The following is a 23,961-nucleotide window of genomic DNA, read 5'->3' as shown; positions in this document are numbered from 1 at the left end:
TGAAGGAGAGCTCCAAATAGGTCTCGTCGGCCTCAGTGATGCCGTCCAAAACCGTCTTTGGCATTCCCGCGCTGAGTGTGTCGAGGATCCGATGGCGCAATGCGAATGAGGCCGAGAGCGCAATGCCGCACACTTTGGCGGCCTTTCTCAACGACAGGTGATTCTCCATGCAGGCGAGGTACTCGTCAATGAGCTCCGGACGTTTGACGTGGGAAAACACGGTCTTTGAGGTGGCTGTGAAAGTTTTCCCGCAGTCCTTGCAGCGAAAGCGTTGCGTCCCTTGGGGAGTCTTGCCAAACCTCACGATCTCGTGACTTTGGCAGTGCGGACAGAATCGACCTTGCGCAAAACGGTACGAGGCCAATTCCTTGTGGAGCTCGCTCAACCTATCAGGTGTCGTTTCCACAGGGCCTGCTGTCGTCTGCACCGCTGCCCCCGGGCTTGCCTCCCTGGCCGTTGATACGGAGCTCGCCAACTGTGCCAGAACGTAGGTACGGTCAGTTTCACTAAGGGCTCGTAAGGCCTGCAACACTTGGTCTCGGGTGAGGTTCGCCATAATCGAACCTCCTTGAGGTCAATGTACGGCTACCCCACTCTAAAATCAACACTTTGCTCTAACAGAGCCAAAGAAAAACGGCCGGCGGCATCAAACCGTCGACCGTTTTTCTTTCGGCCCGCCGCCCGGACGAGAGGTCTCGGGCGGCTCCGTTCCTGGGAACGCGCGAATTAGTTTTCGTTGGCGTTGGGCACGAGCTGGTGGCGGGCAGCCCACGTCCAGGGGTTGTTGAGCCAATCGACGAGGCTGTCCTTCTTGTCGGCTTCGAGCTTGCCGAGTTCGATCGCCTTGTCGAGCACCTTTTCGAAGCGGACGATTTCGTGGCAGGTTACCTGCTCGCGTTCGAAGAGCTTCTTCGTTTCGTCGATGCCGAACGAGGTGATCGCGACGCAGTCGGTCACGATGGCGCCTTCGGCCTTGAGGCCTTCGATCGCGGAGAGGAGCGAGAGACCCGTCGAGATGTGGTCTTCGATGATGAGAACGCGCTTGCCCTTGACGCTGCCGCCTTCAACGCGGCTCTTGTTGCCGTAGGTCTTCGGCTGCTGACGCACGAAGATCGAGGGCTTGTAGAGACGATAGGCGAGGGCAGCCGAGTGCGAGACGCCGGCGCCTTCAACGCCCGCGACGACGTCGTATTCGAGCTTGAGCTGGTCGAGACGCGAAACGGTCGTTTCGATGATGTCGCGCCAAGCTTCCGGGTAGCACGTGAGCGTGCGGTTGTCGACGTAGATCGGGGTGACGAGACCGGACTTGAGGCGCATCGGCGTTTCGGTCAAGAATGACACGGCGCCGCAGCGAACGAGGTGCTCGGCCAGGATGTCTTCAGCAATGCGGGATTCGTACATTGAAATTTCTCCGATTCAGTCTCTGTGTTATTCGATGCCGATTGCCTTGCGGCCGTTGACGGTGGCGATCTTGACGAGTTCGTCGAAGTAGTCGAAGCGGCAGCCCGTGGCGAGCGTGGTCATTTCATGCCACATGTCGCCGGCGTTCCAGGGCACCATGGCGTCGCAGACGTTGTCGGTGCCGAGAGCGACCGTGATGCCGGCCGGGACCATTTCGTCGACCGGGGTCATGGAGTTGTGCATCGGAACAAGCTGTTCGGAGCGCGGCGTGTCGATCCAAGCCGTCGGGCAAGCGATCATCATCATGTCGGCTTCCTTCATGAGCTTGTAGAGGCGCTGGCGGTACTGACGCGAGTGCGCGGCGATCGAGATGCCGTGAATGGCGACGACGCGGCCCTGCATGCCGTGCTGGATCGTCTTTTCGCAGAGCTGTTCGGTTTCGTATTCGAGCGACTCGTTGAACTGGTCGACGTGCACGTGCACCATCTTGCCGTAGTGCTTGGCCGTTTCAAGGATGATGTCGAAGGCTTCGTCGCCCTTGCCGTAGTCGCGTTCGTCGCGCTTCGGGAGCGCACCGATGATGTCGACGAGTTCGGCGCCGATGTCGAACCACTTGCGGGCTTCGGGGTGAATGACGCCCTTCAGGGTCTGGTTGGCGAACTTGACGATGAGCTGGTCCTTGTAGTGTTCGCGAGCGCGCAGACCGGCCTTGATCGCGCGGTCTTCGGACTGCGGATCGATGTCCACGAACGTAGCGAGCGCCGTCACGCCCTGGGCGATCTGGTTTTCAAAGAAGAGGCAGAAACGGCGGTAGAAATCTTCTTCGGTCGATTCGCGCTTGAGGCGGTCGAGCGCGTCCCACTTCTGCTGAAGCGTGCAGGTGCGGCGCAGCTCAAGGACGTCGGGCGAGAGCGTGTACGCACGGTCTGCGTGGGCGTGGGTGTTGACCCAGCCGCCGGCGGCCTTGATCGCGGGCTCGATCATGTCGCGGATCGTCAGGGGAGTGTTTTCGTTCGTGGACATTGACGAATCTCCTTCCGTAAAGATGATTAGCAGATTTGATTCAGATTAACTCGGCTACGAAAATGCCGCGATCGTGGGCTTCACGTTTTCGCGGCTCAAATTGACAAAATTTTATTTACGCGGGCCTCCAAGGTCAAACCAAAGAAACAAATTATTACATTTGCTTTTTCGGCGCTTGATGTTCGCCATCTCGATTGTCGAAAAATTTCAAGCACTTCGCAATAGGAAAAATCAAAGAAAAACCCGCCGGGGAGGCGGGTTTTGCAGTGCCGTTCGGGGGCGAAATCGGGCAGTGCTTGATGACGGCCGTATACCGGCCGTGGCGGTCAGCCCGATCAGCGTGCGGGGTCGGCCACTCGATAAAAGCGCTTCATGGCTGCCGTGCGCAAAACGAACGCAGCAAGGAGCGTAAAGAGCGCCGTTGCCGCCATGATTGCTCCCGCGACGACGGGGGAGCGTCCTTCGTTGAGTCGGGCCATCACGAGCATTACGCCCGCGCGCACCCACTCGAGCGACCAGAGGAAAAGAATCGCCATCTGCAGAAGCCGCATCCAGTTCCTCGGCACAAAAAGAAGCAAGAGGAGCACGAGCGGAACGGCAACGGCGTAGCCGAAGCCGTGGAACATGAGGTGTGCGCCGAAAAGGATGTGCGCGAGGATCGGCGCGATAAAGAGAAGTGCGGTTTTCATTCGAATGTCAGATTGGCGCTCGGCGGAGAGCTCGCCGCAAGGGGCGCGCTCTCCGCCGAGCAGTGTCTCTCAGTCCTTTTTGCCTGCGTCCGTTGCGGGCTTGGTTTTGCCGCGAAGATTGCGGGGCTTCTCGGGCGGCTCGGCGCGCGAGTAAAGAAGGTGCTTTACCGTGAGAATCGGGTGCGAGAAGAGAAGGCGCGGTCCGGCCCAGCGCATGATGACGCGCGCTTTTTCTTTTTCTTCGGCCTTGTAGCAGTGAATGCGGCATTTGGCGCACACGGGCTTCTCGCCCCCGTAGGGGCAGCAGGCGAGGCGCTTCTTCGCGTAGTCGAGGAAGTTTCTGCAGTCTTCGCAGAGGCCTTCGTCATCGTCGGGCAAATGGTGCTTGCGGCAGTAAAGCCGCACCATGTACTCGATCGTGAGCGCTTCTTCCCGCAGTCGGGGAATCGTTTGGAGTCGCGCCATGCGGTCGGGGCGCCCAGGGCGCTCAAGAGGCTTCTTGTCGGCGTCGTTGTCGGTCATGTTGATCCGCTTTTGTTGTTTTTCTAGGCATTCCGAGCGGCGGTCCACGAAGGGGCCTGAAGCGAAAACACTCGGAAAGCACTAATATTGATCTTGAATTCTTAATTCGACCTTTCGGAAAACTCCTTAAAAAATAAGTCGTTAGGTGAGTATTCCGAATTTCTGCCTCTCTCAAAGGGGAGGCGGAACCGCACTCTAAGGAGAGATACGATGCCCCAGATTTACGATGCGGCGCTGCTTCGCCGCGAACTTCACGAAATGCCCGAGCTCGCGATGCAGGAGGTAAAGACCTCCGCCTATGTCCTTGAAAAGCTCCAGGCGCTCGGCATCGAAGCCCATCGCATCGGTGACACAACGGGCGTGCTCGGCATCATCCGCGGCACGGAACCCGGTCCCGTCATGATGCTGCGCGCCGATATGGATGCGCTGCCCTTCACGATCGACGGCAAGGACTGCGCGATTCATGCCTGCGGCCACGACGGCCACACGGCGATGCTGCTCGCGGCAGCGAGCCGCTTGGTCGGTCGTGTCAAGCGCGGCACGCTCAAGCTTCTTTTCCAGCCTGCCGAGGAAAAGATCATCGGTGCGCCCGCCATGATCAAGGAAGGCGTCATTGACGACGTCGATCTGATTTTGGGCGCGCATATTCGTCCGATTCAGGACGTGCCTGCGGGCAAGCTCTGCGCGGGCGTTCGCCACACGGCCTCTTCCACGGCTTTCGTCACGGTCAAAGGGCGCGGCGCTCACGCTTCGCGTCCGCACCTGGGCGTCAACTCGATCGACCTCGCCTGCGAAATCGTCAACGCCGTGCAGGCAATTTGGCTTGATCCCCGCGCCATCTGGTCGATGAAGGCGACGCAGTTCCACGCCGACTCGGGGGCGACCAACACCGTGCCCGACAACGCTCGCATCACCTATGACATTCGTACGGAAACGAATGAGCTCATGGCTGAAATCCAGGAAAAGATGAAGGCGGCTGTTGAGAACACGGCACGCGCCTTCGGCGGCGAAGCCACGATCGAATTTCCGGAATACTGCCCGGCAGCCGTTTACGACGAAGACTTCCGTCAGGAAGTGGCCGACACGATCGTCGAATGCTTCGGCGCCGACAAACTCGTCGGCGACTGCGGCGGTGGCGGTGAAGACTTCCACTTCTACAAGCTCCACAAGCCTTCGATGAAAGCCGCGTACTTCGGTGTCGGCGTCGGTGCCGAACCGGGCCTTCACGCCGCGACGATGCACTTTGACGACACGCTCCTCAGCATGGGCGTCGATGTCTTCGAAAAGATGGTCCTGAAGCACCTCGGCTAAGGCCGATGCCGCGAAACCGAGGCGCGCCGGCTGCGCCTCGGCCTCAAAAAACGTTTTAAGCACGGGCGAGGCGTCGATTCGATTCGGCGCCTCGTCCCGTATGCGCGCGAGCCGAAGAAGCCTGCGCGAAAGGACGAGTTTGTCGACAAATTTGTCCTAAAAGTCAATCAATGAGACAATAGCGACTCTCAATTTTCCCAGTGGAGAAATGCCTATGACCGTGACGAGCGGAGAAGATCAGAAGAACGTCAAAAACATTGAGAATCCCGAGAGCGATGCCGTGGACCTGAGCGAGCTCGACCGCCTTGACGAAATAGAAGCGGCCGAGCGGGCGGCGCAGGAGCCGAAGGCTGTCAAGTGCATCAAGCGCTCGGCCGGGCGCCTCACCGAGCGCCTGCGGTCGAAGTTTGAAGAACCGCGTGCACTCTCGGCTACGCGGCTCGCGTTTTTCCTCGCGGGCTTTGTTTTTGCCGTTTGGGCGGCCATGGTGCCCTACGTCAAGCAGTTTCTTGCGCTTGACGAGGGCGAGATGGGGCTCTTGCTTCTCTGTCTCGGTCTCGGCGCGCTCGTTGCGATGCCCTTGACGGGCGGCATCGTCGGGCGCTTCGGCTGCCGACGCGTGCTGCGCTGGTCGGTCCCGGCGACGATGGCCTGCGGGATGCTGCTCGCGGCTTCTTCACAGGTTGCTGTCACAGCCGTCTTTCTTTTCAGCTTCGGCGCATCCTTCGGAATTCTCGATGTTGCGATGAGCATTCATGCCGTCGAAGTCGAAAAGCGCATGAAAAAGCCCGTTCTTTCGACCGTCTATGCGTTCTATCCGATCGGCGGCGTCGCTGGCGCGCTTGTGATGTCGGCACTGTTGAACCTAGGGTTCCCCGCCATCCCCTGCGTGATCGTTCTGATGACGCTCGCGCAGCTTGCGTGGCTCGGCGCCGGCAATTGGGTGATTGCCACGGCCGGTCGCTCGGAAGTGGGGGCGCCCGCGTTTGTGCTGCCGAAGGGGCGCGTACTCCTTTACGGCGCCGTCGTTTTCGTGCTTTATCTTGCCGACGGTGCGGTGCTTGATTGGGGCGGGCTGCTTTTGAGTGCCGAGCAGGGTGCGAGCATTGAAAACGCCGCCATGGGCTACGCGAGCTTCTCGGTGGCCATGACGCTCATGCGTCTCGTAGGCGGGCGCGTCGTTACGTTTCTCGGGCCCCGCCGCACGGTCGTGATCGGCTCGCTTCTCGGCGCGGCGTCCTTCTGCGGCGCCGTGCTGCTCGCGAATCCCTATATTTCCGTGCTCCTTTTCTTCTTCGTGGGGCTCGGGGCCTCGAACATCACGCCGCTCACCTTCTCCGAGGCCGGCCGAACGAAGAGCATGCCGATGAGCGCGGCGCTTGCCGCCGTTTCGACGTTGGGCTACAGCGGTGTGCTCGTCGGGCCCGCCATGATCGGCGGCATCGCACATGCGACGAGCCTGCCGACGGCCTTCTACTTTGTGGCGTTTCTCCTCGTTCTCACGGCTTGTGCGGGCGTTTTCTATCCATCCAAGGAGGCTGCTGCCGCCCAGGAAGCCAGGTTCGAGGCGAGCGCGAGTTGATCGCAGTGAATCTTTGAACGAAAAGAGCCGTCCGACCGGATTCGCCGGGGACGGCTCTTTTTTTCGCCGAGCGCAGGCGGCCTCGGCAAGGGAAGCGGCCGAGAAAGCGCTGGCGCACTCAGAGCTGGTGCACTTCAAGACCCGCTCGCTCAAGGAACTTCAGGCCTTCGTCGCTGCGGTAGAGCTCGTGATAGAACACCTGCGAGATGCCGCACTTTTGAATCAAAAGCGCGCAGTGAATGCAGGGGCTGTGCGTGATGAAAATCGCCGCACCTTTCGAGGAGTAGCCGTTTTCGGCGAGTTTTGCAATGGCGTTGAGCTCGGCGTGCTGAACTTCGGGGCGCGTAACAAGTTTGCCGTCGACTTCCATTTCGCAGCAGTTGTCGTAGCCTGTCGGCATGCCGTTCCAACCGAAGGAAATGATCGAGTGATTCTTGACGATCACGCAGCCGACCTTGAGGCGCTTGGCGTAGCTCCGTTCGGCGGCAATGTGCGCGATGCGCATGTACATTGCATTGTCTTTTTTGATGTCCACAGTTCTCAGACTCCTCGATTCGCAAAAGTCGAAGTCGGTACAGCCGATAACTATAAATCGAATGCCGGGAAAGAAGCGGTGGCAGGGACGACGGCAAAAAAAGAAGCAGCTTCGATTCCCTCAAAGCTGCTTCTGTTCGCGTAGACCGTTCGCTCGAACGATCCCGGTGCGGGGACAGGCTCAAATGAAATTCACCTGAGAGTGCCCCTTCGCGCTGAGCGCGCGTCAATTACTTGACGCGGTTGCGGTATTCGCCCGTACGCGTGTCGATTTCGATCTTGTCGCCCGTTTCAACGAAGGCCGGGACGGCGAGTTCGTAGCCCGTAGCGATCTTGGCGGGCTTCATCACCTTGCCGGACGTGTCGCCCTTGACGGCGGGTTCCGTGTAGGTGATTTCGCGGACGAGGATCGTCGGCAGTTCGATCGAGATGGCACGGCCTTCGTAGAAGACGCATTCGGCGGGCATGCCGTCTTCGAGGTACTTGAGGGCTTCGGCCATGACGTCGGCGTCGACTTCGTACTGGTTGTATTCTTCGTCCATCCAGACATAGTGCGGATCGGCGAAGTAGGAGTACGTGACTTCCTTGCGTTCGAGGATGAGGTCTTCGAACTTGTCGTCAGCGCGGAAAACGGTTTCCGTCGAGGCGTTCGTCAGAAGGTTCTTCATCTTCATCTTGACGGTCGAAGCGCCGCGGCCGCCCTTGGAGTATTCAGCCTTGACGACGACCATCGGGTCCTTGCCGACCATGAACACGTTGCCGACGCGCAGTTCCTGTGCGGTTTTCATGTCAAAAATTCCTCAGATTGAGTGTTCGAGTAGCGTCCCCGTCACGTCTCGATCCGGCGCGCTTTGCACGTATCCGTGCTTGCGGCGTCGATGCGGGTGCAAGGACTGAAAAAAACTTTAACGGCGCATTCTAGCAAAATCGCCGCACACGCGTTTTGCCCGTACGGCTTCGCGTGGTCGCTCTGCACGGAAAACCAACCGAATCGATCGATTTTCCGCATTCGCTGCCAGCATCTTTACACGGGCGTTCAGCCGTTTTCGCCCGACTGTGCGCGCGCAATCATGCGGCGCGCGAGGTCGCCGCGTGTGAAGAGCGTCTCGCGCCAGCGGCGCGCCGCCTGAGCAAAAGCGGGGGCGGCGTCGAGAAAATGCCCGAGCGTCTCGGGTGTGAGGTCGCCCTCGAGCCACTCGCGGTTCGCGCGCGCGAAAAGCGCGTGATCGGCTTCGCACGCAAAGACGCTGGCAAGTCGCTCGAGCCAAGCGTCGAGCTTGATGCGGTGCCCGTGATCTTCCGTGGGGTACGTTGCCCAGAGGATGGGCTTGCCGGCGAGCTGCGCGCGCACGAAGCTGTCTTCGCCGCGGATCGCGAGGATGTCGCTTGCCCAGAGGAGCTTGTCGAAATCGGCCTGCGGGAAAAAGCCAGGACGGCGCACGTTGAGATGTGCGCCCGTACCGCCCGCTGCCGCGATGGCTTTTTCCAGTCGGTCGCCCGCTTCCCCTGGTGCGGCGAGAACATTCATCGGGCGCTTTCTCGCGAGAAGGCCTGCTGCAAACGCTTCAACGGCGTTCTTCGGATAGGCGAAGAAAAAGAGCGTCTCGTGCTCGGGATTGCAGGCGAGGCCTTTGAGAAAGTCCGCGCGCTGCGACAGAAAGGCGGCTTCGCGCACGAGGTAGTCGTCTTCAATGAGAACGCCGCCCGTGCGATCGGTAAAGCCCGGGAAGAACCAAAGCTTCTTGAGGGGCAGTGTCGGGTGCAGTCCCCAAATGTTGTGGTAGTCCTCGACCCAGGCTTCGGCCGAAAGGTAGTCGAGGTTGAAGTAAAAGGGCACCCTCGGGTCGGCTGCCGGGTCGGCCTCGCGCGCTTCAAGGCGTCGGGCGATGGCGCGCTCGTAATTCTCGGGAAGACGGCAAGCAAAGGTCTCGACGATCAGGTCGGCCGCCTGCGGTGCGGCGAGCGCGGCGAAATGCGTCTCGTCGAGCACGGCAATCCCTTCGGCACAGCTTTCGGCCGCGCCCGCAGCGACGCGTTCGCGGATGGTCGGTACGAGCTGCGACAGAACGTCCGGGCGGTCCGTGATGAGGCGGACCAGGAGGCCCAGGTCGCGCAGACGTTTGGCGAGCCGCCAGCACACGCCCGCGTCGCCGAAGTTGTCGATGACGGCGCAGAAAATGTCGGCGGTGCGAAAGGGCGAGCAGCCGTTGCTGTCGGCCGTCTGCAGGCTTAAATCATGGATGAGCGTTTCAGTCATTCGTTGTGGTGCGTTCGGTGCGCTCGGAGCGCGGAAAGAGCGGAAATAGCAAAAAAGCGGATTGACGGAGAGGCTGGCTTGAAGCGTTTAGGCGAGTCTTTCCGTCTTCAAAACACGAGGGCTCGTGGGCTGAAGCATCAACGAGCAACGCGAGCATTGAAGAAGCGCGACCAAAAGCCCGAATCGCTTTCGATGACGCGGCCTTCCTCGTCAAGAAGCGACTCGAGAAGGCATTCGGTCGGGTTGCAGCGCAGCCGCGCGGTGCGTGCATGGGACCAGCGCTCGGCTTCGCCCGAACTAAAGAACCATCGCTCGGGCAGCTGCGCGCGCTTCGTTGTCGGATCGTAGGCCACAACGAGCGTCGTGCCTGAGGGGAGCTCCGCTCCCGCAGCGACGATGCCGAGGAGCTTCAACGTGCGCGTTTGGGCGGTGTTCGCGTCAAGGCCAAAAGCCGCGACAAAGCGGGCGGGGCCTTCGGCTGACGGCGTCTCGCCGAGTGTCCCTTCGGCCTTTTCGGCGAAAGCGTCGGCAAGCGTCTTCGCGTCCGGTGCGTTCTCAAGCGCCTTGTAGCGAAGCGCCATGTAGTCGCCCATCAAAATGTCGCGCGGATCGGCAGGGGCGAGCGCCGCTTCATAGACGGTGCCGCCGTCGAGCATTTGTTCGTTCTTGAGAACGCCGAGCGCGAAGACAAGCACGGTGAGAAGGAGAAGGAGCGCACTCGCGGCCAAGTCGACGCGCTTGAGCGTCCCCAGGCGCGGCGAGGTTCGGGCATCGTCGTCTTCGATCGAGCGGACGCGCACGGCAGCAGGCGCAGCGCGATCTTTGCGGCCTGCGGGTGAAAAGCGCTCGAGCGCGAAGAGAAGTCCGAAGAGGACACACACGAAGAGCTGATCGAGGGCGGCCGCCAAAAGCAGGTTCGACCCCGCTTCCGAAGGGAGCAGCCAGTAGGCGGCGTGCGCAGAGCTCCAGAAGAGGAAAAGGAAATGCAGGGGGCTCAGGGCAAGCGTTCGGCGCTCGAGCGTTTCCGCATTGGCCGTGCTGCGTTCGGCCGCTTGCGGGACTTCCCGCTTTTCCGGTACGGGCACTAGGGCCGAAAGCGCTAGGGCGAGTGCAGCGGCGTCGGGGCCGAATCGCCAGAGAAGAAGCGCCGAAAGCAGTGCGAGTCCGAGGGCAAAAAGCTTGTCAAAGCCCGCCCGAACGATCGAGAGGCCGCTTGCGGCAACCGCGACAAGCACCGCACCGGCAAGTGCGGCGCCTTCGGCTGAAGCAAAAGTCGCTACCGGCACGTCGAAGCACCACGGCATCACCGATGCGCCGAACCAGCTCATCCAAATGAAGGCGGGGAGCGCGCGGGCGGCGGCAAAACGCAGCCGCATCGCACCCGTCGAGGCGCAGCGAACGAAAACCGTCAGCACGCCCGCCGCGAGGGCGGCCGCGCCCGTCACGACCGCCGTGCGCTCGGGGACGGCCATCACGAAGAGCGCCATCGCTGCAAAGAGCGCAAAGCGGGAGCGGAAAAGGGCGGCTGCGGCGAGCGAGAGCGTGCTGGCGATGACGGCGGCGGTGAGATCGCCGGGGCCAAACACGGCTTCAGTGAAGACGAGCGCAATGCCCGCGGCGGCAAGGATCGCCCAAGCGATGGAGGCCGGTGCACGCAGGTGGCCGAGTACTGCCTGCGTGTGCGGCAGAGGGACGCCTTCTCGGCTTAACGAAGTAGCTCCTCTGCTCGCCAAACGCCCTCGGCTGCGAAGCGCGCCCGCCGCTTCGAGCGCAAGCGCGGCAAGCGCTGTCGCAAGGCCCGTTTCAAGGGCGGGCAGATCGAGGACGCTCTGGACGAGTTCAAGCGCGAGGACAAGTGCGAGCGCAGACAGGAGCGCCGCGGCCGTGGCAGGCACGAGCGAAAGTCTCGAGGAATGGAGCGCTTCTTCGGCAGAAACCTGCCGGGCGGCTTGGCGGCCGATGCGGTAAAGGACAAAGAGTGCAGCGAGCGCAATGAGAAGTCCCGTGCCGGCGACAAGCGAGTTCGCAAGCCGGTCGGCGGACCAATGGAGCCAAAAGCCTTCAAGGAGCGTCGCCGCTCCGAAAACCGCAAGCGAACGCAGTTCGCCGCGGCGGGAGAAAAGAAGGGCGCCGGCGAGGAGCAGGAAGCCGAGGACGTAGACGGGGACGAGCGCGAGCATCTGTCGCGTGCCGAGTACGTTCATGAGCATAACGGCAGGCAAAAGCGCCGTGAGAAGAACGGCCGCGAGCGAAGGCAGCGCTGCAGCCGCACGCACGCGCGTCCAGGGGCGGCGCGCGCAGAGCGCAAGCACGAAGGCGACGGCCAGTGCAAAGAGTGTTCCGGGGAGCGCCTGCTCGAGCAGGCCCGCCGATGCAAGCAAGCGCTCACCGCTCAAAAGGAGACCGCTCAAGGCGACCGCAAACCAGAGCGTGAAAAAGAGCGCTCGCCGCACGACGAAAAGCCAAGGCGTGAGGAGCGCTCCCCAGGCAAGGAGCAGCGTCGAGGCGTCCGCTCCGCTCTGATAAGTCTGACCGATGACGCAAAGGAGAAGGCCGAGCGCGAGGCCAAAGAGCGAAGCGACGACGTCCGACGCGCAGCGCGGGGGGCGGCGGCGCGTGTCGCGGCGCTTCAACCCCAGAAATGTGCCGCCCGCGACCAATGCGAGCAAGCCGAAAAAGCCGATGCGCAGTTCGCCGGGCCAGCCCGCCCAATTGGCGGCGGCAAAAAGAAGCGCTGCCGCGAGGCCCGAAATGCCGGCAAAAGCGGCGACGATCGTGCGAAGCCGTGCGCGGACGGGGAGATAGCACTCACTTGCCGCTCTGAGGGCGGCCGCCGGCCGCTTCGATGGATCTGACGGCTCCGTTGCGTCGGCTGTAGTGTCAGCAGACGGCAAAAGGACGGCTGGCGACACATCGCGCTGCGTTTCTTCAGATGCCGTTGCGACCGTGCTTTCGTCTGCCTTCTCGGGGGATTTTTCAACGGGCCCTTCTGCAGCGTCGGGCGCACGTGCCTCGTCGCGGGCCGCTTCAAGCGGCGCCGCGGGTACTGCGTCAACGCCGGGTGCTTTCTGTTCAACCGTCGCGGCGGCTTCGGGTCCCGCCGCTTCAACGGGCACCTCTTCGACCGCTGCCGTCGGTTCTGTCGCTGGGGTCGTGTCCGCGGCGTCGTTTGCGGTTTCGGAGAGAGTGACCGGTTGCGCTTTCGGCGTTGCCGCCGCCATGGGCGCCGAAGATTCACGTTCGCCGTCCACTTCGTCGATCGCTTTGCTTTCGGCGCCAAGGATCGGCGAAGCGTCGCTCTCGCGGGTCGCTTCGGCGGCCATGTCGACGTCGGGTTCAAGCGGCTCAAGCGGTTTTAGCCCTTGTTCAAGCTCGGATTCGGCTATCGGTTCGTCTGCAGAGACCGCCTTCTCACATTGAAGCGCTGCCGACGGATCGATCGTTTCGGCTGCGTCGGGCGATGCCCTTGAATCCGAGACTTCGGCAGGCGCCGCCTCGGTCTTTGCCATTTCGAGGTCCTTGAGGCTCTCGAGGTCCTCGTGCCCCTTGCGGTCTTCGGTGTCGTCTACCGGATTGGCATCGATCGGCGGCCTGTCAGCAGACTTTGCGATCGATGCGCCGCTCGGTGCGGACTCGCTCGCGGCGGACATCTGCGCCGGCGTCTCGGCTTCTTCAACGCCCGCTTCGGGCGCAGCTTCTGCCGGCTTTGTGCGCATCTGAACCGCTGCAGCAACGTTTTCCGATACGGACTCGTGCGGGACGGGAGCAGTCGTTCCCTGTGCGAGGGCCAAGCGCGCCGGGAGCGTTGCCGCTTCTGTCTTCACGTCATCGGATGCAGCGGAAGGAACCGCCGGCGCAAGCGGCAAGGCCGACAACAGTGCGGCCGCCGATGTCTTCGTCGGCTTGGGTGCAGGCGCGGCGAGCCGAGGACTGGTTCGGCGGTGGAGTTTTTTCACTGCTTTACGCGCTTTTCCGGCTTTCTTAGACACTGTCGGCTCGCCTCGGTTGGCTGTTGGTCGTTTTTCGGTAGGGGCTCGGTCGATGGCGGCAGGCGCATATGAGAAGCGCCGCCCGCTCGCCCGTTGCTTTCGAGGGACACGAAAAGGCGTCGAAAGCGTTCTGTTCCAATTCTAGGCGGGACTACACCGTCCGAGAGCGGGTCGGTGATGAAGCGCCGGCCTTGAACGGACGATCGGTCTCAGTCGTCAAGGCCGTTCAGGCGTCGCGCAACCCGGGCGAGCGCGCTCGACGGCGCCCGACGCAGGAAGCGCATGTCGAGCGCATCCGTACCGAAGCGGTAGCGGTCGAGCGCATCGGCATCCTTGAAAATCTGCGTAAGAAGGCGTTTCTTCGGTTCAACGGCCAAGCCGCAGCCGAGCATGTCGTCGAGGTCATGGAAGGCGAGCGCATGCTGCACGAGCGCATCGGGCTCGACGTTTGCCTCTCGCATTTGCGCAGCGTAGTAAAAGCTCGCACGCATGCCGTGGCCGGTGTCAAGGTCGTCGTTTTCGCGGCGCGAATCGTGGTAGACCGACGCCAGCGCAAGACGCTCGAGGTCTTCCGCCGGGAGCGCCTCGGCGGCACCGATCAAAAGCGAGAAAACGAGCACGCGCGCCGCATGGGGCTTTTCGTGGCAGTCGCCGCCGAAGTCGTTGTATTCGATTTCGTTGAGGCGCTTGCCGTAGCGCTCGACCAAGCCTTCGAGGAGCGCTTCGCGCGATCGGATGGCGGCATCGATGTCGTCAAGCGCGAAGTCCCGCAGAGCGGCGCGAGCGTGCGTCCAGAGGCGGCGGACTTCGTCCGCGAAGTTCTGGTCCTTCTTTTGGGCGATTGCGGCCGGCATTTCGATACGAGTCCGCGATCAGCCTTGGAGCGCGCCGTCGTCGGCCGCATCCGTCTGCGTGCGGGCATGCACGTGCTCGTGACGGCGGGCGCGGTGCTCCTTGCGGATGAGACGGGTTTCGTCAAAGTAAGGGCCCGCTGCGCACATGTAGACGTACATCGAATAGATCGTGAGAATCGCGGCGATCCAGATGAGGATCGTACCGATGAAGCCCACGTCGATGCCGAAGACGGGTTCGTACCAGAGGAGGCAGGGGATTGCGACCATCTGCGCGATCGTCTTCGACTTGCCGAACCAGTTCACTTTCACGAGGCCCGATTCGCCGATCTTGGCCATCCATTCGCGCAGACCCGTCACGGCGATTTCGCGCCCGATGATGATCATTGCAACGGCCATGTCGCAGCGGTCGAGTTCAACGAGCGAAACGAGCGCGGCGGATACGAGAAGCTTGTCGGCAATCGGATCGAGGAAGGCGCCCATGCGCGTGGCCCAGCCTTCGTAGCGGCGGGCGAGGTAGCCGTCGAGCGCGTCGGTGACGGCCGCGATCACAAAGATCACGCACGCAATGATGTTCTGCCAGAGGAGCGGCAGGAACGAATCGGGCAGATAAAAGACGCCCATGACGAGCGGAATCATCGCGATTCTCGCCCAGGTGAGAACCATGGGCACGTTCAGTTGAAACGGAGGCTTAAGCTTCATGATCCGGTGGAGGAATTTCGACGGAAGGCGGAAGGAGCGGTTTCGACAGGGGCCGGCCGGTTGTGCAGCTGCGCGTAGATGCGCAGTGCGAGCGCTTTTGAAATGCCGGGCACCTTGGCGATGTCTTCGGCCGATGCGTTCGAGAGCTGACGCATGCCGCCGAAATGCGAGAGTAGTTTAGCGCGCCTCTTGGGGCCGATACCCTCGAAATCCTCGAGCTTTGATGTGTTTCTTGATTTGGCGCGCTTGGCGCGCATGCCCGTGATGGCAAAACGGTGGGCTTCGTCGCGGATTTCGGCAACCAGCATGAGCGCGCGCGACATCGTGCCGAGCACGAGCGGCTCGCGCCGCTCGCCGTCAACGAGCGGGAAGATCAGCGTTTCGAGGCCGGTCTTGCGACCTTCGCCCTTGGCGACGCCCACGATCGGACTCGGGTCGAGGCCGAGTTCGTCGAAGACCTGGCGCGCCATCTCGACCTGGCCGCGCCCGCCGTCGACGAGGACGACCGTCGGCAGCCGTGCTTCACCGCGCGTCACGGGCGTGTAACGGCGCTCGAGCACCTGCTTCATCGCGGCGTAGTCGTCGCCGGGCTCAATGCCCGTGATGTTGAATCGACGGTAGAGCGAGGACTGCATGCGGCCTTCGGCAAAGACGACGCAGGAGGCCTGCGTGGCTTCGCCCTGAGTGTGCGAGATGTCGAAGCATTCGACGGAAAATTTCATCGGGTCGCCGTTTTCCGGTTCAAACCCGAGGATGTCGATGAGTTCCTTTAGGCGCGCAAACTGCGTGCCTTCTTCCTGGAGACGGCGCTCAAGCGCAATGCGCGCATTCTCTCGGCACATTTCGAGCCACTTGGCACGCACTTCGCGCGGCTCCGTCACGACCGGGACGCGGCGGCCGGCAATGGCCGTGAGCATTTCCGAAATGCGCTCGGCCGCGTCCGGGTTCTCCGGATCCTTTTCCGCAATAACGACGCTCGGGATCGGCAGCTCCGCATAGTGCTGCGAAGCAAAGGCTTCGAGAATTTCGCCCTTGCCCGGCATAAGCGCTTCGCTCTTGGCGCCGAGCTTCGGAAAGAGCGGACGGTCGCCCAAGTGTCTGCCGCCGCGCACCATGGCGATGTTGACGCAGGCAAAGCCGCCCGAGAGAGCCACGGCGACAATGTCGGCGTCGACGTCGCCTCCGGTCGTTTCAACCGCCTGACGGTGCTGCAGCGCCGTCAGGGCCGCGATGCGGTCGCGCAGGCGCGCGGCCTCTTCAAAGTGCCACTCGTTCGAAGCGGCCCACATGGCTTTTTCGAGCGTGTCGATTACGTCGCGCGTCTTGCCAGAGAGAAAGTCCGCGGCGCGGTCGCAGTCCCGTCGATAGTCCTCTTCGGAAATGCGACCGCAGCAGGGCGCGCTGCAGCGTCCAATCTGTCCGAGGAGGCACGGGCGCGTTCTGTTTCGAAAAACCGCTTCTTCGCAGGAGCGCAGCCCGAAGGCCTTCTGAAGCGTTTCGATCGAACTTCTCGCGGCGCTCGAATTGGGGTACGGCCCGAAAAAGCGCGAGCGCTTGTCGACGCCGCCCCGGTAGTAGGAAAGTCGCGGAAACGTCTCGGCGCCGATGCGGATATAGGGGTAGCTCGCGTCGTCGCGAAGACGAATGTTGTACCGGGGCTTGAGCGTCTTGATGAGGTTGTTCTCTAGAAGCAGCGCCTCGGCTTCGGAGCGCGTGACGGTCGTTTCGAGCCGCGCAATGTGGCTCACCATGAGCGCGATGCGCGGCGAGAGCCCCGTCTTTCGGAAGTACGACGAAACGCGCTTTTTGAGGTCGCGTGCTTTCCCGACATAAAGGCATTCGCCCGCTTTGTCGAAGTAGCGGTAGCAGCCCGGCAGGTTCGGCAGCGTCTTCAGTTCCTTGCTTGGATCGAAGGCGTTCTGCGTCCCGCGTTCATCGCCCATCGATTCGATGAGTGCGGCAGCGCCATCGGAAATACGGTCGGCAGCGGTACTTTTGCCGCCCGCCGCCGCACCTTGAGCGGCGTTAGGCACTGCGGGCGCGGTGCTCGCCGCAATCCAGGGTACGGTCTCGGCGTTGTCGGACATCTTGAGGAGGGAACTCCGGTCGGAGGGAAAAAAGTTGCGGAGGCGAAAAGCGAGTGCTTACTTGCGCTTCTCGTCGTCGCCCTCGAGGAATTCGTCGAGGTGCAGCGTGATGCCCTTATATTCGCGATAAACCTTCTGCGGGTTTTCGCAACGGAATTCGAGCCAGGCGGTGGCGGGCTTGCTGCCGTCCTCGGCGCCGTCGACCGAGCTGCCCGTCACGGGCATCATGCCTTTCTCAGCATCGTGGCAGAAGCGCTGTGCGCGTTCATAAAGATGTTCGGTCAGCGGCTTGGCGTTCTGCGTATTGGGCCAGGAGCCCGAAATGCGCCAAATGTTGCCGACGACGTTGACGATGTCGACGCGTCGGTTCATGACGTTCTGATGTTCTTCCTTGAGGGCCGTGCAGCCCGTTGCAAGGACGAGCGCGGCGGCGATGGCAGCGGTGAGTCGAAGGCCGGAACGAATCATGATTGCGGTAAATCTCTGTACGGTTGATTTAAGGCGCCGCGCTTCACTTCGACGAATAGAAATGCGGCACGCTCGCCCGTGGGCGGCTGAATCGGTAGAAACGGCTTTCGGCGTGCCGAAAGCGGTGTAGCGACATTCTATCCGCAACAAAGGCCGACTCGATGAGGCGGGCCAAAAGTACGTTTGAGCGGGCACTTCGGTGGTTTCTTCTTAAGAATTACAGGCGTTTGCACCCCGAAAAATGCTTTTATTTTCTTAAATATCAATTAGATGAATTCTTAAGTGGTGCACTTCGACAATAAGGGAGCGTTAATTTAGCCTTCCTAAACTGCCTCGCACGAAGAATCGGGGAAATCCGCTCGCGGCAGACCGAGGGCGGACAGGAGCGGACAACAGCACGCGCCCGAGGCCCCCCGAGACAAAAACAACAACCGAGAGAAGCCCCCTCATGACCGAACCGATCCTAGAAGTCCGCGCACTTACCTGCGAGCGCGGTGAAAGAACGCTCTTTCAGGGGCTCTCTTTTGCCGTCGAGCCGGGCACGCTCGTGCGGATCGCTGGTTCGAACGGCGCGGGCAAAACGACGCTTCTGCGCCTGATGACCGGGCTCATGCGTCCGGTCGAAGGCGACGTCTACTGGCGCGGTACGCCGATTTTGAAGGCCGCGCAGGACTACTGGCGCGAACTCTGCTACATCGGGCACCGCAACGGCGTCAAGGACGATCTTTCCGTCATCGAAAACGTGCTCGTGAACGCACGCGTGGCGAGCCTCTCGGCGACCGAAGCCGAGGCGCTCGAGGCGCTCGACGCCGTGGGGCTCACGGACTTTGTCGACTCTCCAGCGGGTCAGCTCTCGCAGGGGCAGCGCCGCCGCGTTGCGCTCGCGCGCCTTTGGCTCTCGCGCAGCGTCCCGCTCTGGATTCTCGACGAACCCTTTACGGCGCTTGACGTCCGCGGTGTGGCGCGCCTGGCGAAACTCATCGGCGAACACGTCGCCGAAGGCGGCATCGTGATGCTTGTCACGCACCAGGAAGTGCCCGTCGAAAAGGCACGTCTCATGGTGATCGAGCCCGAAAACTGGTCGCCCAAGAAGCGCTCGGCCGTCGAAAAGGCGCTCGACGACGCGGCTGCGCTTGAAGCGGAAAACGCGCAGAACTGAGTCGGCAGCGGAGGGTCCTAACAAATGTTCAATCTTTTCCTCACGATCCTTCGTCGAGACCTGACGCTCTCGCTGCGCCGCAAGTCCGACCTCGCGCAGGTGATTTTCTTCTTTGCCGTTGTGGTGACGCTCGTGCCGCTCGGCGTCGGCGCCGAAACGAACATTCTGCGCTCGATCGCGCCGGGCGTCGTCTGGGTGGCGGCGCTCCTTGCGGCGCTTCTTTCGCTCCCTCGCATGTTCGCGACCGACCACGACGACGGCACGCTCGAGCAGATGCTCGTCGCGGCGGAACCTCTGCCCGTGATCGTCATTGCCAAGGTGGTGGCGCACTGGCTCGTGACGGGCGTTCCGATGACCGTCTTTGCAACGATCTTCGGCGTGATGTTCGACCTCGAACTCGACGTGACGATCGTGATGGTGGCGAGCCTCTTGCTCGGCACGCCTGTTCTTTCGCTCGTGGGCGCCGTCGGTGCGGCGCTCACCCTCGGGCTGCGCTCGGGCGGCGTCTTGACGTCGCTTCTCGTGCTCCCGCTCTATATTCCCGTTCTAATCTTCGGCGCGGGTGCCTCGCAGGCTGTTGCCGTGGGGCTCACGCCCTCGTCGCACTTCATGATCGTAGGCGGCCTCACGCTCTTTTCGCTGGCGCTTGCCCCGATGGCCGTGTCGGCCGCGCTCAGAATTGCGGAGCAGTAAGCCCGAGCCTGAAGCGACCCAATAAAGAATTACTCAGCAATCAGGAGACCTAAGCACCATGAATCAACCGGGAGACCTGCAAGGCTTCTACCGAAAGGCCGGGAAGCTCGCGCCGATTCTCATGTGCGCCGCCCTCGCGCTTTTCGCCATCGGCTTCTATCTGGGCTTCTTTGTCTGCCCGATCGAGGCGCGGCAGGGCAATTCCTACCGCATCATCTTCATCCACATTCCCGCGGCTTGGCTCTCGATGTCGCTCTACGTCCTCATGGCGATCTGCTCGATCGTGGGGCTCGTTCGCAACAGCCAGCTCGCCTACATCCTTGCGCAGGCGATGGCGCCGACGGGGGCGCTCATGGGCTTCATTGCGCTCTTTTCGGGCGCTTTCTGGGGCCGTCCCACCTGGGGCACTTATTGGGTGTGGGATGCGCGTCTCACCTCGATGCTGATTCTTTTCTTCCTCTACCTCGGCTTCATTGCGCTCCATTCGGCCATTGACGACAAGCGCCGCGCCGACCGCGCCGCTTCCGTCATTTCGATCGTGGGTGCCGTGAATGTGCCGATCATCTACTTCTCGGTGCGCTGGTGGAATACGCTCCATCAGGGCGCTTCGATCACGTCGCGCGGCTCTTCGATCGCCGACATCATGCTCTACACGATCTTCATCATGCTCGCCGCAGGCACGCTCTACGGCGCGGGCGTCGTGCTTTCGCGTGCCCGAACGATGATCCTTGAGCGCCAGCGCCGCAGCGCCTGGGTTCAGAAAACTGCTTTGGAGGGCAAGCTGTGAGCAACTGGGCTTCCTTTTCCGATTTCATCCACATGAACGGCCACGGCTACTACGTGTGGTGCTCCTACGCCGCCTTTGCGATCGGCGTCATTTGGGAGCTCTACTCGCTCGTGAGCCGCCGCCGTCAGATCTGCGCCCGCATCCTGCGTGAAGCGCGCGCGGCCAAGTCCACCCTGGAGAAGTAATGCTATGAACGCGAAAACCAAAAAGCTCGCGCTGATCGGCTGTGCCGTTTGCGTCGTCGGCGCCGGTGTTGCGCTCGCGCTGCAAGCCTTCAGCGAAAATCTCGTCTTCTTCTTTTCGCCCACGCAGGTCGTCGCCAAGGAGGCGCCTGTCGGCCGTACGTTCCGCCTCGGCGGCGTGGTCGAACCGGGTTCCGTCGAACACGAAAAGGACGGCGTGACGGTGCGCTTCCGCATCACGGACACGGCTCAGACCGTGAACGTGCAGTACGAAGGGATCCTGCCCGACCTCTTCAGCGAAGGGCAGGGCGTTGTGGCGCAGGGTAAGCTCGACGATCACGGCGTCTTCAACGCCTCGGAAGTGCTTGCCAAGCACGACGAAAACTACATGCCGCCCGAAGCCGCCAAGGCCTTGGAAGACGCCCACAAAGCGGGTGTAGCCAAGGCGCACGCCGAAGAGAAGCAGGCTGCCGCTGCGGCGCCGGCCCCGCAGCCCGGCGCCAAGCAGTAACGGGTTCAACTTTTCGGGCGCGCCTTAAACCTCGGGCGCGTCCTTTCGCCGTCACGGACCAGCCTTATACGTCAAGCCCCAGGGGCGCGCTAGGTCGCTTCCCTCTCGGGGCTTGAGGCGTCCGAGGCGGCGGAGAAAAAACCTCGTCGAGGCGGCTCGGTGCCGCTTCCTCGAATCGCAACACTCGGAGATAAACAAGTGATTCCTGAGATCGGACACTTCGCACTGATACTGTGCCTGTGCCTGAGCATCGTGCAGGGCGTGCTGCCGCTCATCGGCGCCGCGCGGGGCAACCGCGCGCTGATGGCGGTCGCCCGTCCCGCGGCTGCTGCGGGCGCGCTTTTCGGCACCATTGCGTTCTGCTGCCTCGCGTACTCGTTCTACGTTTCGGACTTCTCGGTCCTCAACGTGGCGAACAACTCCAACTCGATGCTGCCTTGGTACTACAAGGTGGCAGCGACCTGGGGCTCGCACGAAGGTTCCATCCTCTTCTGGTCGGTGACGCTCGGCTGGTGGGGTGCTGCGGTCGCCTTCTCGGCGAGAAAGCTTCCCGCCGACATGGTCGCGCGAGTGACCGGCGTGATGGGTCTGGTCGGCATGGGGTTCCTCCTCTTCATGCTCTTCACGTCGAACCCCTTCCTGCGTCTTTTCCCGACGCCCGCCGAAGGCGCGGACTTGAATCCGCTCCTGCAGGACCCGGGGATGGTCTTCCATCCGCCGCTCCTTTACCTCGGCTACGTGGGCTTCTCGGTGCCCTTTGCCTTCGCGATCGCCGCGCTCCTCTCCGGGCGCCTTGACGCGGCTTGGGCGCGGTGGATGCGTCCGTGGACCACGGCTGCGTGGATTCTGCTCACGCTCGGCATCGCGCTCGGCTCCTACTGGGCCTACTACGAACTCGGCTGGGGCGGCTGGTGGTTCTGGGATCCGGTTGAAAACTCGTCCTTCATGCCGTGGCTGACGGGTACGGCGCTCATGCATTCGCTTGCCGTCACGGAAAAGCGCGGCTGCTTCCGCATCTGGACGGTGCTCCTCGCGATCATCACGTTCTCGCTCTCGCTTCTCGGGACGTTCCTTGTTCGCTCGGGCGTTCTTACGTCGGTGCACGCTTTTGCGACCGACCCCGAACGCGGCCTCTTCATTCTCGCCTTCCTGATCCTCGTGATCGGCCTCTCGTTCCTGCTCTTTGCGTGGCGTGCGCCGACTGTGGGCATCGGCGGGAACTTCTCGATGATTTCGCGCGAAGCGATGCTCCTTGTGAACAACGTGCTCCTCGTCGTTGCGATGGGTGCGGTGCTTCTCGGTACGCTCTATCCGCTCTTCCTCGATGCGCTCAATGCCGGGAAGATCTCGGTCGGTCCGCCGTACTTTGATGCCGTCTTCGGTCCGCTCATGCTGCCGATGGTGTTCCTGATGGGCGTTGGGCCGCTCGCGCGCTGGAAGGAAGCCGATCCGAAGGTGCTCGTGAAGCGCCTTGCCTGGGCGGTCGTTGCGTCCGTCATCGTCGGCGCTGCGATTCCGCTCCTCATGGGGGCTTGGAGCTGGTGGGTCTTTGTCGGGTGCTTCCTCGCCGCCTTCGTCGTCTTCGGCGCCATCGAAGACGTTCGAGGCTCGATTCGCAACGCGCCCGCTACGCTCGGCTTCTTCGGCAAGCTCGCGCGTCAGCCCGCTTCCTACTGGGGCATGCACATTGCGCACTTGGGTGTGGCGGTCTTCATCATCGGTGTTGCGCTCGTGAAGGGCTACCAGACCGAACGCGATGTGCGCATGTTCGAGGGCGACACGGTGACGATTGCCGATTACGTTTTTACGTTTAACGGCGTTGAGCAGGTGCGCGGCCACAACTATTCGGCCGACCGCGGCGACTTTACGCTCGCAACGAAGGACGGCAAGGAAATCCAGCACCTCTATCCGGAAAAGCGCAAGTACTTCAGCTCGAACTCCATGCCGATGACCGAAGCTGCGATCCGTCACTCGATCTCGGGCGACGTGTACGTGAGCCTCGGCGTGCCGAGCTCCGACGGCGGCTGGGTGGTTCGCGCCTATTCGAAGCCCTTCGTGACCTGGATCTGGTTCGGCTGCATCTTCATGTCGATCGGCGGCCTCATCGCCGCGACCGACCGCCGCTACCGCAAGACCAACCGCCGTGCGGTCAAAGCGGCCTGATGCCAACAGGGAGAATTGACAAATGCTGAAAGCAAAGTTTCTGATTCCGTTTGCGATTTTCGTCGTGCTCGCGGGCTTCCTTTTCAAGGGCCTTTACATGGATCCGCGCACGCTCCCGTCGGTGCTGATCGACAAGCCCCTGCCGGCCTTTGAACTGCCGACCGTGTTCGATCCGAACGTGAAGTTCAAGAGCGAAGACATGAAGGGCAAGGTCTGGATGCTCAACGTCTGGTCGAGCTGGTGCGTGCCCTGCAAGCAGGAGCACCCGTACCTCGTGAGCCTCAAGCGCGGCGGTCTCAAGACTCCGATCGTCGGGTTCCTCTATAAGGACCAGCTCGGTGCGGGCCGCCAGGTGCTTGAAGAGTCCGGCAATCCGTACGACCAGGTGATCTTTGAAGAGAAGAACAAGGTCGGCATCGACCTCGGCGTTACGGGTGTGCCCGAAACCTTCATCATCGACAAGAAGGGCATCATCCGCGCCAAGGTGAGCTACCCGATTCTCGATGACCTCTGGAACGACCAGGTGAAGCCCCTTCTTCAGAAGCTGGAGGCCGAGCAATGACACTCTCTCGCACCAAACTCGCTTTTGCAGGGATCGCCGCGGCGCTCTCGCTCGCCATGACGCCTGCGCTTCATGCTAAGGAAGCTGCACCGACGGCTTTCGACCCGATTGCGCACAAGCGCGTCGTCGAAGTCTCCGAGCAGCTCCGCTGCCTCGTCTGTCAGAACCAGTCGATTGCCGACTCGAACGCCGAACTCGCCGTCGACCTGCGCAATCAGGTGATCGAGCAGGTAAAGGCCGGTAAGACCAACAAGGAAATCGTCGACTACATGGTGGAGCGCTACGGGGACTTCGTGCTTTATAAGCCGCCCTTCAAGCTCTCCACTGCGATTCTTTGGCTCGGGCCCCTGTGCCTCTTTGTTGCCGGGCTCGGCGCCTTCTACATCAACCTGCGCCGCAGAAAGCGCATGGTGGCCGAAGCCGCCAAGCCCCTTTCCGCGCAGGACAAGGCGCTCGCCGACGAGCTCTTGAGCGGACGCAAGGAGTAA

The 23,961-nt window shown here is 62.0% G+C and carries 23 protein-coding genes; 10 read left to right on the top strand and 13 right to left on the bottom strand.

Going from position 1 to position 23,961, the window contains the following annotated elements; all coding sequences use genetic code 11:
• From H6A60_RS09670 to H6A60_RS09650, 5 genes are all read right to left on the bottom strand, one after another.
• Positions 1 to 556: IS1/IS1595 family N-terminal zinc-binding domain-containing protein (locus tag H6A60_RS09670; protein ID WP_205104008.1), on the bottom strand; the 556-nt coding region annotated here is incomplete at its 3' end.
• Between the two features lie 170 nt (positions 557 to 726).
• Positions 727 to 1,401 carry an orotate phosphoribosyltransferase gene (locus H6A60_RS09665; RefSeq protein WP_205104006.1) on the bottom strand — a complete coding sequence of 225 codons (675 nt, stop codon included), beginning with the start codon at positions 1,399 to 1,401 and terminating at the stop codon, positions 727 to 729.
• 27 nt (positions 1,402 to 1,428) lie between these two features.
• Entirely contained in the window at positions 1,429 to 2,424 is a 996-nt protein-coding gene (locus H6A60_RS09660; RefSeq protein ID WP_205104004.1) for an amidohydrolase family protein, read from the bottom strand.
• 335 nt (positions 2,425 to 2,759) lie between these two features.
• Positions 2,760 to 3,113: a hypothetical protein gene (locus H6A60_RS09655; protein ID WP_205103997.1), complete on the bottom strand. Its 354-nt coding sequence runs from the start codon at positions 3,111 to 3,113 to the stop codon at positions 2,760 to 2,762.
• A gap of 69 nt (positions 3,114 to 3,182) precedes the next feature.
• Positions 3,183 to 3,635 (bottom strand): nitrous oxide-stimulated promoter family protein, encoded by a 453-nt coding sequence (locus tag H6A60_RS09650; protein ID WP_239477690.1) that lies wholly within the window; start codon positions 3,633 to 3,635, stop codon positions 3,183 to 3,185.
• Positions 3,636 to 3,845: 210 nt separating this feature from the next.
• On the opposite strand from H6A60_RS09650, the gene H6A60_RS09645 reads away from it, so the two are divergent.
• Both H6A60_RS09645 and H6A60_RS09640 read left to right on the top strand, forming a co-directional pair.
• Positions 3,846 to 4,946, top strand: a complete 1,101-nt coding sequence (locus H6A60_RS09645) for an amidohydrolase (protein ID WP_205103995.1) — start codon at positions 3,846 to 3,848, stop codon at positions 4,944 to 4,946.
• Between the two features lie 214 nt (positions 4,947 to 5,160).
• Positions 5,161 to 6,528, top strand: coding sequence for an MFS transporter (locus tag H6A60_RS09640; RefSeq protein WP_205103992.1), 1,368 nt, complete (start codon positions 5,161 to 5,163; stop codon positions 6,526 to 6,528).
• Positions 6,529 to 6,646: 118 nt separating this feature from the next.
• Here H6A60_RS09640 and H6A60_RS09635 read toward each other — a convergent pair whose 3' ends face one another.
• From H6A60_RS09635 to H6A60_RS09600, 8 genes are all read right to left on the bottom strand, one after another.
• The gene (locus tag H6A60_RS09635; protein WP_205103990.1) at positions 6,647 to 7,063 is read right to left on the bottom strand and encodes a deaminase; all 417 of its coding nucleotides are present in this window, start codon (positions 7,061 to 7,063) and stop codon (positions 6,647 to 6,649) included.
• Between the two features lie 229 nt (positions 7,064 to 7,292).
• A complete protein-coding gene (gene efp, locus H6A60_RS09630; RefSeq protein ID WP_205103987.1) occupies positions 7,293 to 7,850 on the bottom strand; it encodes an elongation factor P in 558 nt (185 codons plus the stop codon).
• A 248-nt stretch (positions 7,851 to 8,098) separates the two neighbouring features.
• Entirely contained in the window at positions 8,099 to 9,319 is a 1,221-nt protein-coding gene (gene earP / locus H6A60_RS09625) for an elongation factor P maturation arginine rhamnosyltransferase EarP (RefSeq protein ID WP_205103985.1), read from the bottom strand.
• A 137-nt stretch (positions 9,320 to 9,456) separates the two neighbouring features.
• On the bottom strand, positions 9,457 to 13,143 hold the full coding sequence (locus H6A60_RS09620; RefSeq protein ID WP_205103977.1) for a GDYXXLXY domain-containing protein: 3,687 nt from the start codon (positions 13,141 to 13,143) through the stop codon (positions 9,457 to 9,459).
• Between the two features lie 374 nt (positions 13,144 to 13,517).
• Positions 13,518 to 14,162, bottom strand: coding sequence for an HD domain-containing protein (locus H6A60_RS09615; RefSeq protein ID WP_205103975.1), 645 nt, complete (start codon positions 14,160 to 14,162; stop codon positions 13,518 to 13,520).
• An 18-nt stretch (positions 14,163 to 14,180) separates the two neighbouring features.
• Positions 14,181 to 14,861: a CDP-diacylglycerol--glycerol-3-phosphate 3-phosphatidyltransferase gene (gene pgsA / locus H6A60_RS09610; protein ID WP_205103973.1), complete on the bottom strand. Its 681-nt coding sequence runs from the start codon at positions 14,859 to 14,861 to the stop codon at positions 14,181 to 14,183.
• Positions 14,858 to 16,804: an excinuclease ABC subunit UvrC gene (gene uvrC, locus H6A60_RS09605; RefSeq protein ID WP_239477695.1), complete on the bottom strand. Its 1,947-nt coding sequence runs from the start codon at positions 16,802 to 16,804 to the stop codon at positions 14,858 to 14,860. Before uvrC ends, pgsA begins: the two co-directional genes overlap by 4 nt.
• Positions 16,805 to 17,005: 201 nt before the next feature.
• Complete coding sequence (locus tag H6A60_RS09600; protein ID WP_205103969.1) at positions 17,006 to 17,416, bottom strand: hypothetical protein; 411 nt, start codon at positions 17,414 to 17,416, stop codon at positions 17,006 to 17,008.
• 448 nt (positions 17,417 to 17,864) lie between these two features.
• Here H6A60_RS09600 and ccmA point away from each other — a divergent pair, with 448 nt between their 5' ends.
• The 8 genes from ccmA (at position 17,865) to H6A60_RS09560 (ending at position 23,961) form a co-directional block, all read left to right on the top strand.
• Positions 17,865 to 18,575, top strand: coding sequence for a cytochrome c biogenesis heme-transporting ATPase CcmA (gene ccmA / locus H6A60_RS09595; RefSeq protein WP_205103967.1), 711 nt, complete (start codon positions 17,865 to 17,867; stop codon positions 18,573 to 18,575).
• A gap of 24 nt (positions 18,576 to 18,599) precedes the next feature.
• The gene (ccmB, locus tag H6A60_RS09590; protein ID WP_205103965.1) at positions 18,600 to 19,268 is read left to right on the top strand and encodes a heme exporter protein CcmB; all 669 of its coding nucleotides are present in this window, start codon (positions 18,600 to 18,602) and stop codon (positions 19,266 to 19,268) included.
• Positions 19,269 to 19,326: 58 nt separating this feature from the next.
• Positions 19,327 to 20,055 carry a heme ABC transporter permease gene (locus H6A60_RS09585; RefSeq protein WP_205103963.1) on the top strand — a complete coding sequence of 243 codons (729 nt, stop codon included), beginning with the start codon at positions 19,327 to 19,329 and terminating at the stop codon, positions 20,053 to 20,055.
• Positions 20,052 to 20,240, top strand: coding sequence for a heme exporter protein CcmD (gene ccmD / locus H6A60_RS09580; protein WP_205103961.1), 189 nt, complete (start codon positions 20,052 to 20,054; stop codon positions 20,238 to 20,240). The genes H6A60_RS09585 and ccmD overlap by 4 nt, the downstream gene beginning before the upstream one ends.
• A 4-nt stretch (positions 20,241 to 20,244) precedes the next feature.
• Complete coding sequence (gene ccmE, locus H6A60_RS09575) at positions 20,245 to 20,748, top strand: cytochrome c maturation protein CcmE (RefSeq protein WP_205103959.1); 504 nt, start codon at positions 20,245 to 20,247, stop codon at positions 20,746 to 20,748.
• 198 nt (positions 20,749 to 20,946) lie between these two features.
• Positions 20,947 to 22,911, top strand: a complete 1,965-nt coding sequence (locus H6A60_RS09570; protein ID WP_205103957.1) for a heme lyase CcmF/NrfE family subunit — start codon at positions 20,947 to 20,949, stop codon at positions 22,909 to 22,911.
• Between the two features lie 22 nt (positions 22,912 to 22,933).
• A complete protein-coding gene (locus tag H6A60_RS09565; protein WP_205103955.1) occupies positions 22,934 to 23,473 on the top strand; it encodes a DsbE family thiol:disulfide interchange protein in 540 nt (179 codons plus the stop codon).
• A complete protein-coding gene (locus H6A60_RS09560; protein WP_205103953.1) occupies positions 23,470 to 23,961 on the top strand; it encodes a cytochrome c-type biogenesis protein in 492 nt (163 codons plus the stop codon). The genes H6A60_RS09565 and H6A60_RS09560 overlap by 4 nt, the downstream gene beginning before the upstream one ends.

Origin of the sequence: Sutterella massiliensis, assembly GCF_016899755.1 — a bacterium.
GTDB lineage: Bacteria > Pseudomonadota > Gammaproteobacteria > Burkholderiales > Burkholderiaceae_F > Sutterella > Sutterella massiliensis.
This window is presented reverse-complemented; position numbering and strand designations above follow the sequence as displayed.

What these genes read in the sequence shown, in the direction of transcription:
- H6A60_RS09665 (WP_205104006.1), bottom strand. Translation starts at nt 1,401, where the DNA reads ATGTACGAATCCCGCATTGCTGAAGACATCCTGGCCGAGCACCTCGTT.
- H6A60_RS09660 (WP_205104004.1), bottom strand. Translation starts at nt 2,424, where the DNA reads ATGTCCACGAACGAAAACACTCCCCTGACGATCCGCGACATGATCGAG.
- H6A60_RS09655 (WP_205103997.1), bottom strand. Translation starts at nt 3,113, where the DNA reads ATGAAAACCGCACTTCTCTTTATCGCGCCGATCCTCGCGCACATCCTT.
- H6A60_RS09650 (WP_239477690.1), bottom strand. Translation starts at nt 3,635, where the DNA reads ATGACCGACAACGACGCCGACAAGAAGCCTCTTGAGCGCCCTGGGCGC.
- H6A60_RS09645 (WP_205103995.1), top strand. Translation starts at nt 3,846, where the DNA reads ATGCCCCAGATTTACGATGCGGCGCTGCTTCGCCGCGAACTTCACGAA.
- H6A60_RS09640 (WP_205103992.1), top strand. Translation starts at nt 5,161, where the DNA reads ATGACCGTGACGAGCGGAGAAGATCAGAAGAACGTCAAAAACATTGAG.
- efp (WP_205103987.1), bottom strand. Translation starts at nt 7,850, where the DNA reads ATGAAAACCGCACAGGAACTGCGCGTCGGCAACGTGTTCATGGTCGGC.
- earP (WP_205103985.1), bottom strand. Translation starts at nt 9,319, where the DNA reads ATGACTGAAACGCTCATCCATGATTTAAGCCTGCAGACGGCCGACAGC.
- H6A60_RS09615 (WP_205103975.1), bottom strand. Translation starts at nt 14,162, where the DNA reads ATGCCGGCCGCAATCGCCCAAAAGAAGGACCAGAACTTCGCGGACGAA.
- pgsA (WP_205103973.1), bottom strand. Translation starts at nt 14,861, where the DNA reads ATGAAGCTTAAGCCTCCGTTTCAACTGAACGTGCCCATGGTTCTCACC.
- uvrC (WP_239477695.1), bottom strand. Translation starts at nt 16,804, where the DNA reads ATGGGCGATGAACGCGGGACGCAGAACGCCTTCGATCCAAGCAAGGAA.
- H6A60_RS09600 (WP_205103969.1), bottom strand. Translation starts at nt 17,416, where the DNA reads ATGATTCGTTCCGGCCTTCGACTCACCGCTGCCATCGCCGCCGCGCTC.
- ccmA (WP_205103967.1), top strand. Translation starts at nt 17,865, where the DNA reads ATGACCGAACCGATCCTAGAAGTCCGCGCACTTACCTGCGAGCGCGGT.
- ccmB (WP_205103965.1), top strand. Translation starts at nt 18,600, where the DNA reads ATGTTCAATCTTTTCCTCACGATCCTTCGTCGAGACCTGACGCTCTCG.
- H6A60_RS09585 (WP_205103963.1), top strand. Translation starts at nt 19,327, where the DNA reads ATGAATCAACCGGGAGACCTGCAAGGCTTCTACCGAAAGGCCGGGAAG.
- ccmE (WP_205103959.1), top strand. Translation starts at nt 20,245, where the DNA reads ATGAACGCGAAAACCAAAAAGCTCGCGCTGATCGGCTGTGCCGTTTGC.
- H6A60_RS09565 (WP_205103955.1), top strand. Translation starts at nt 22,934, where the DNA reads ATGCTGAAAGCAAAGTTTCTGATTCCGTTTGCGATTTTCGTCGTGCTC.
- H6A60_RS09560 (WP_205103953.1), top strand. Translation starts at nt 23,470, where the DNA reads ATGACACTCTCTCGCACCAAACTCGCTTTTGCAGGGATCGCCGCGGCG.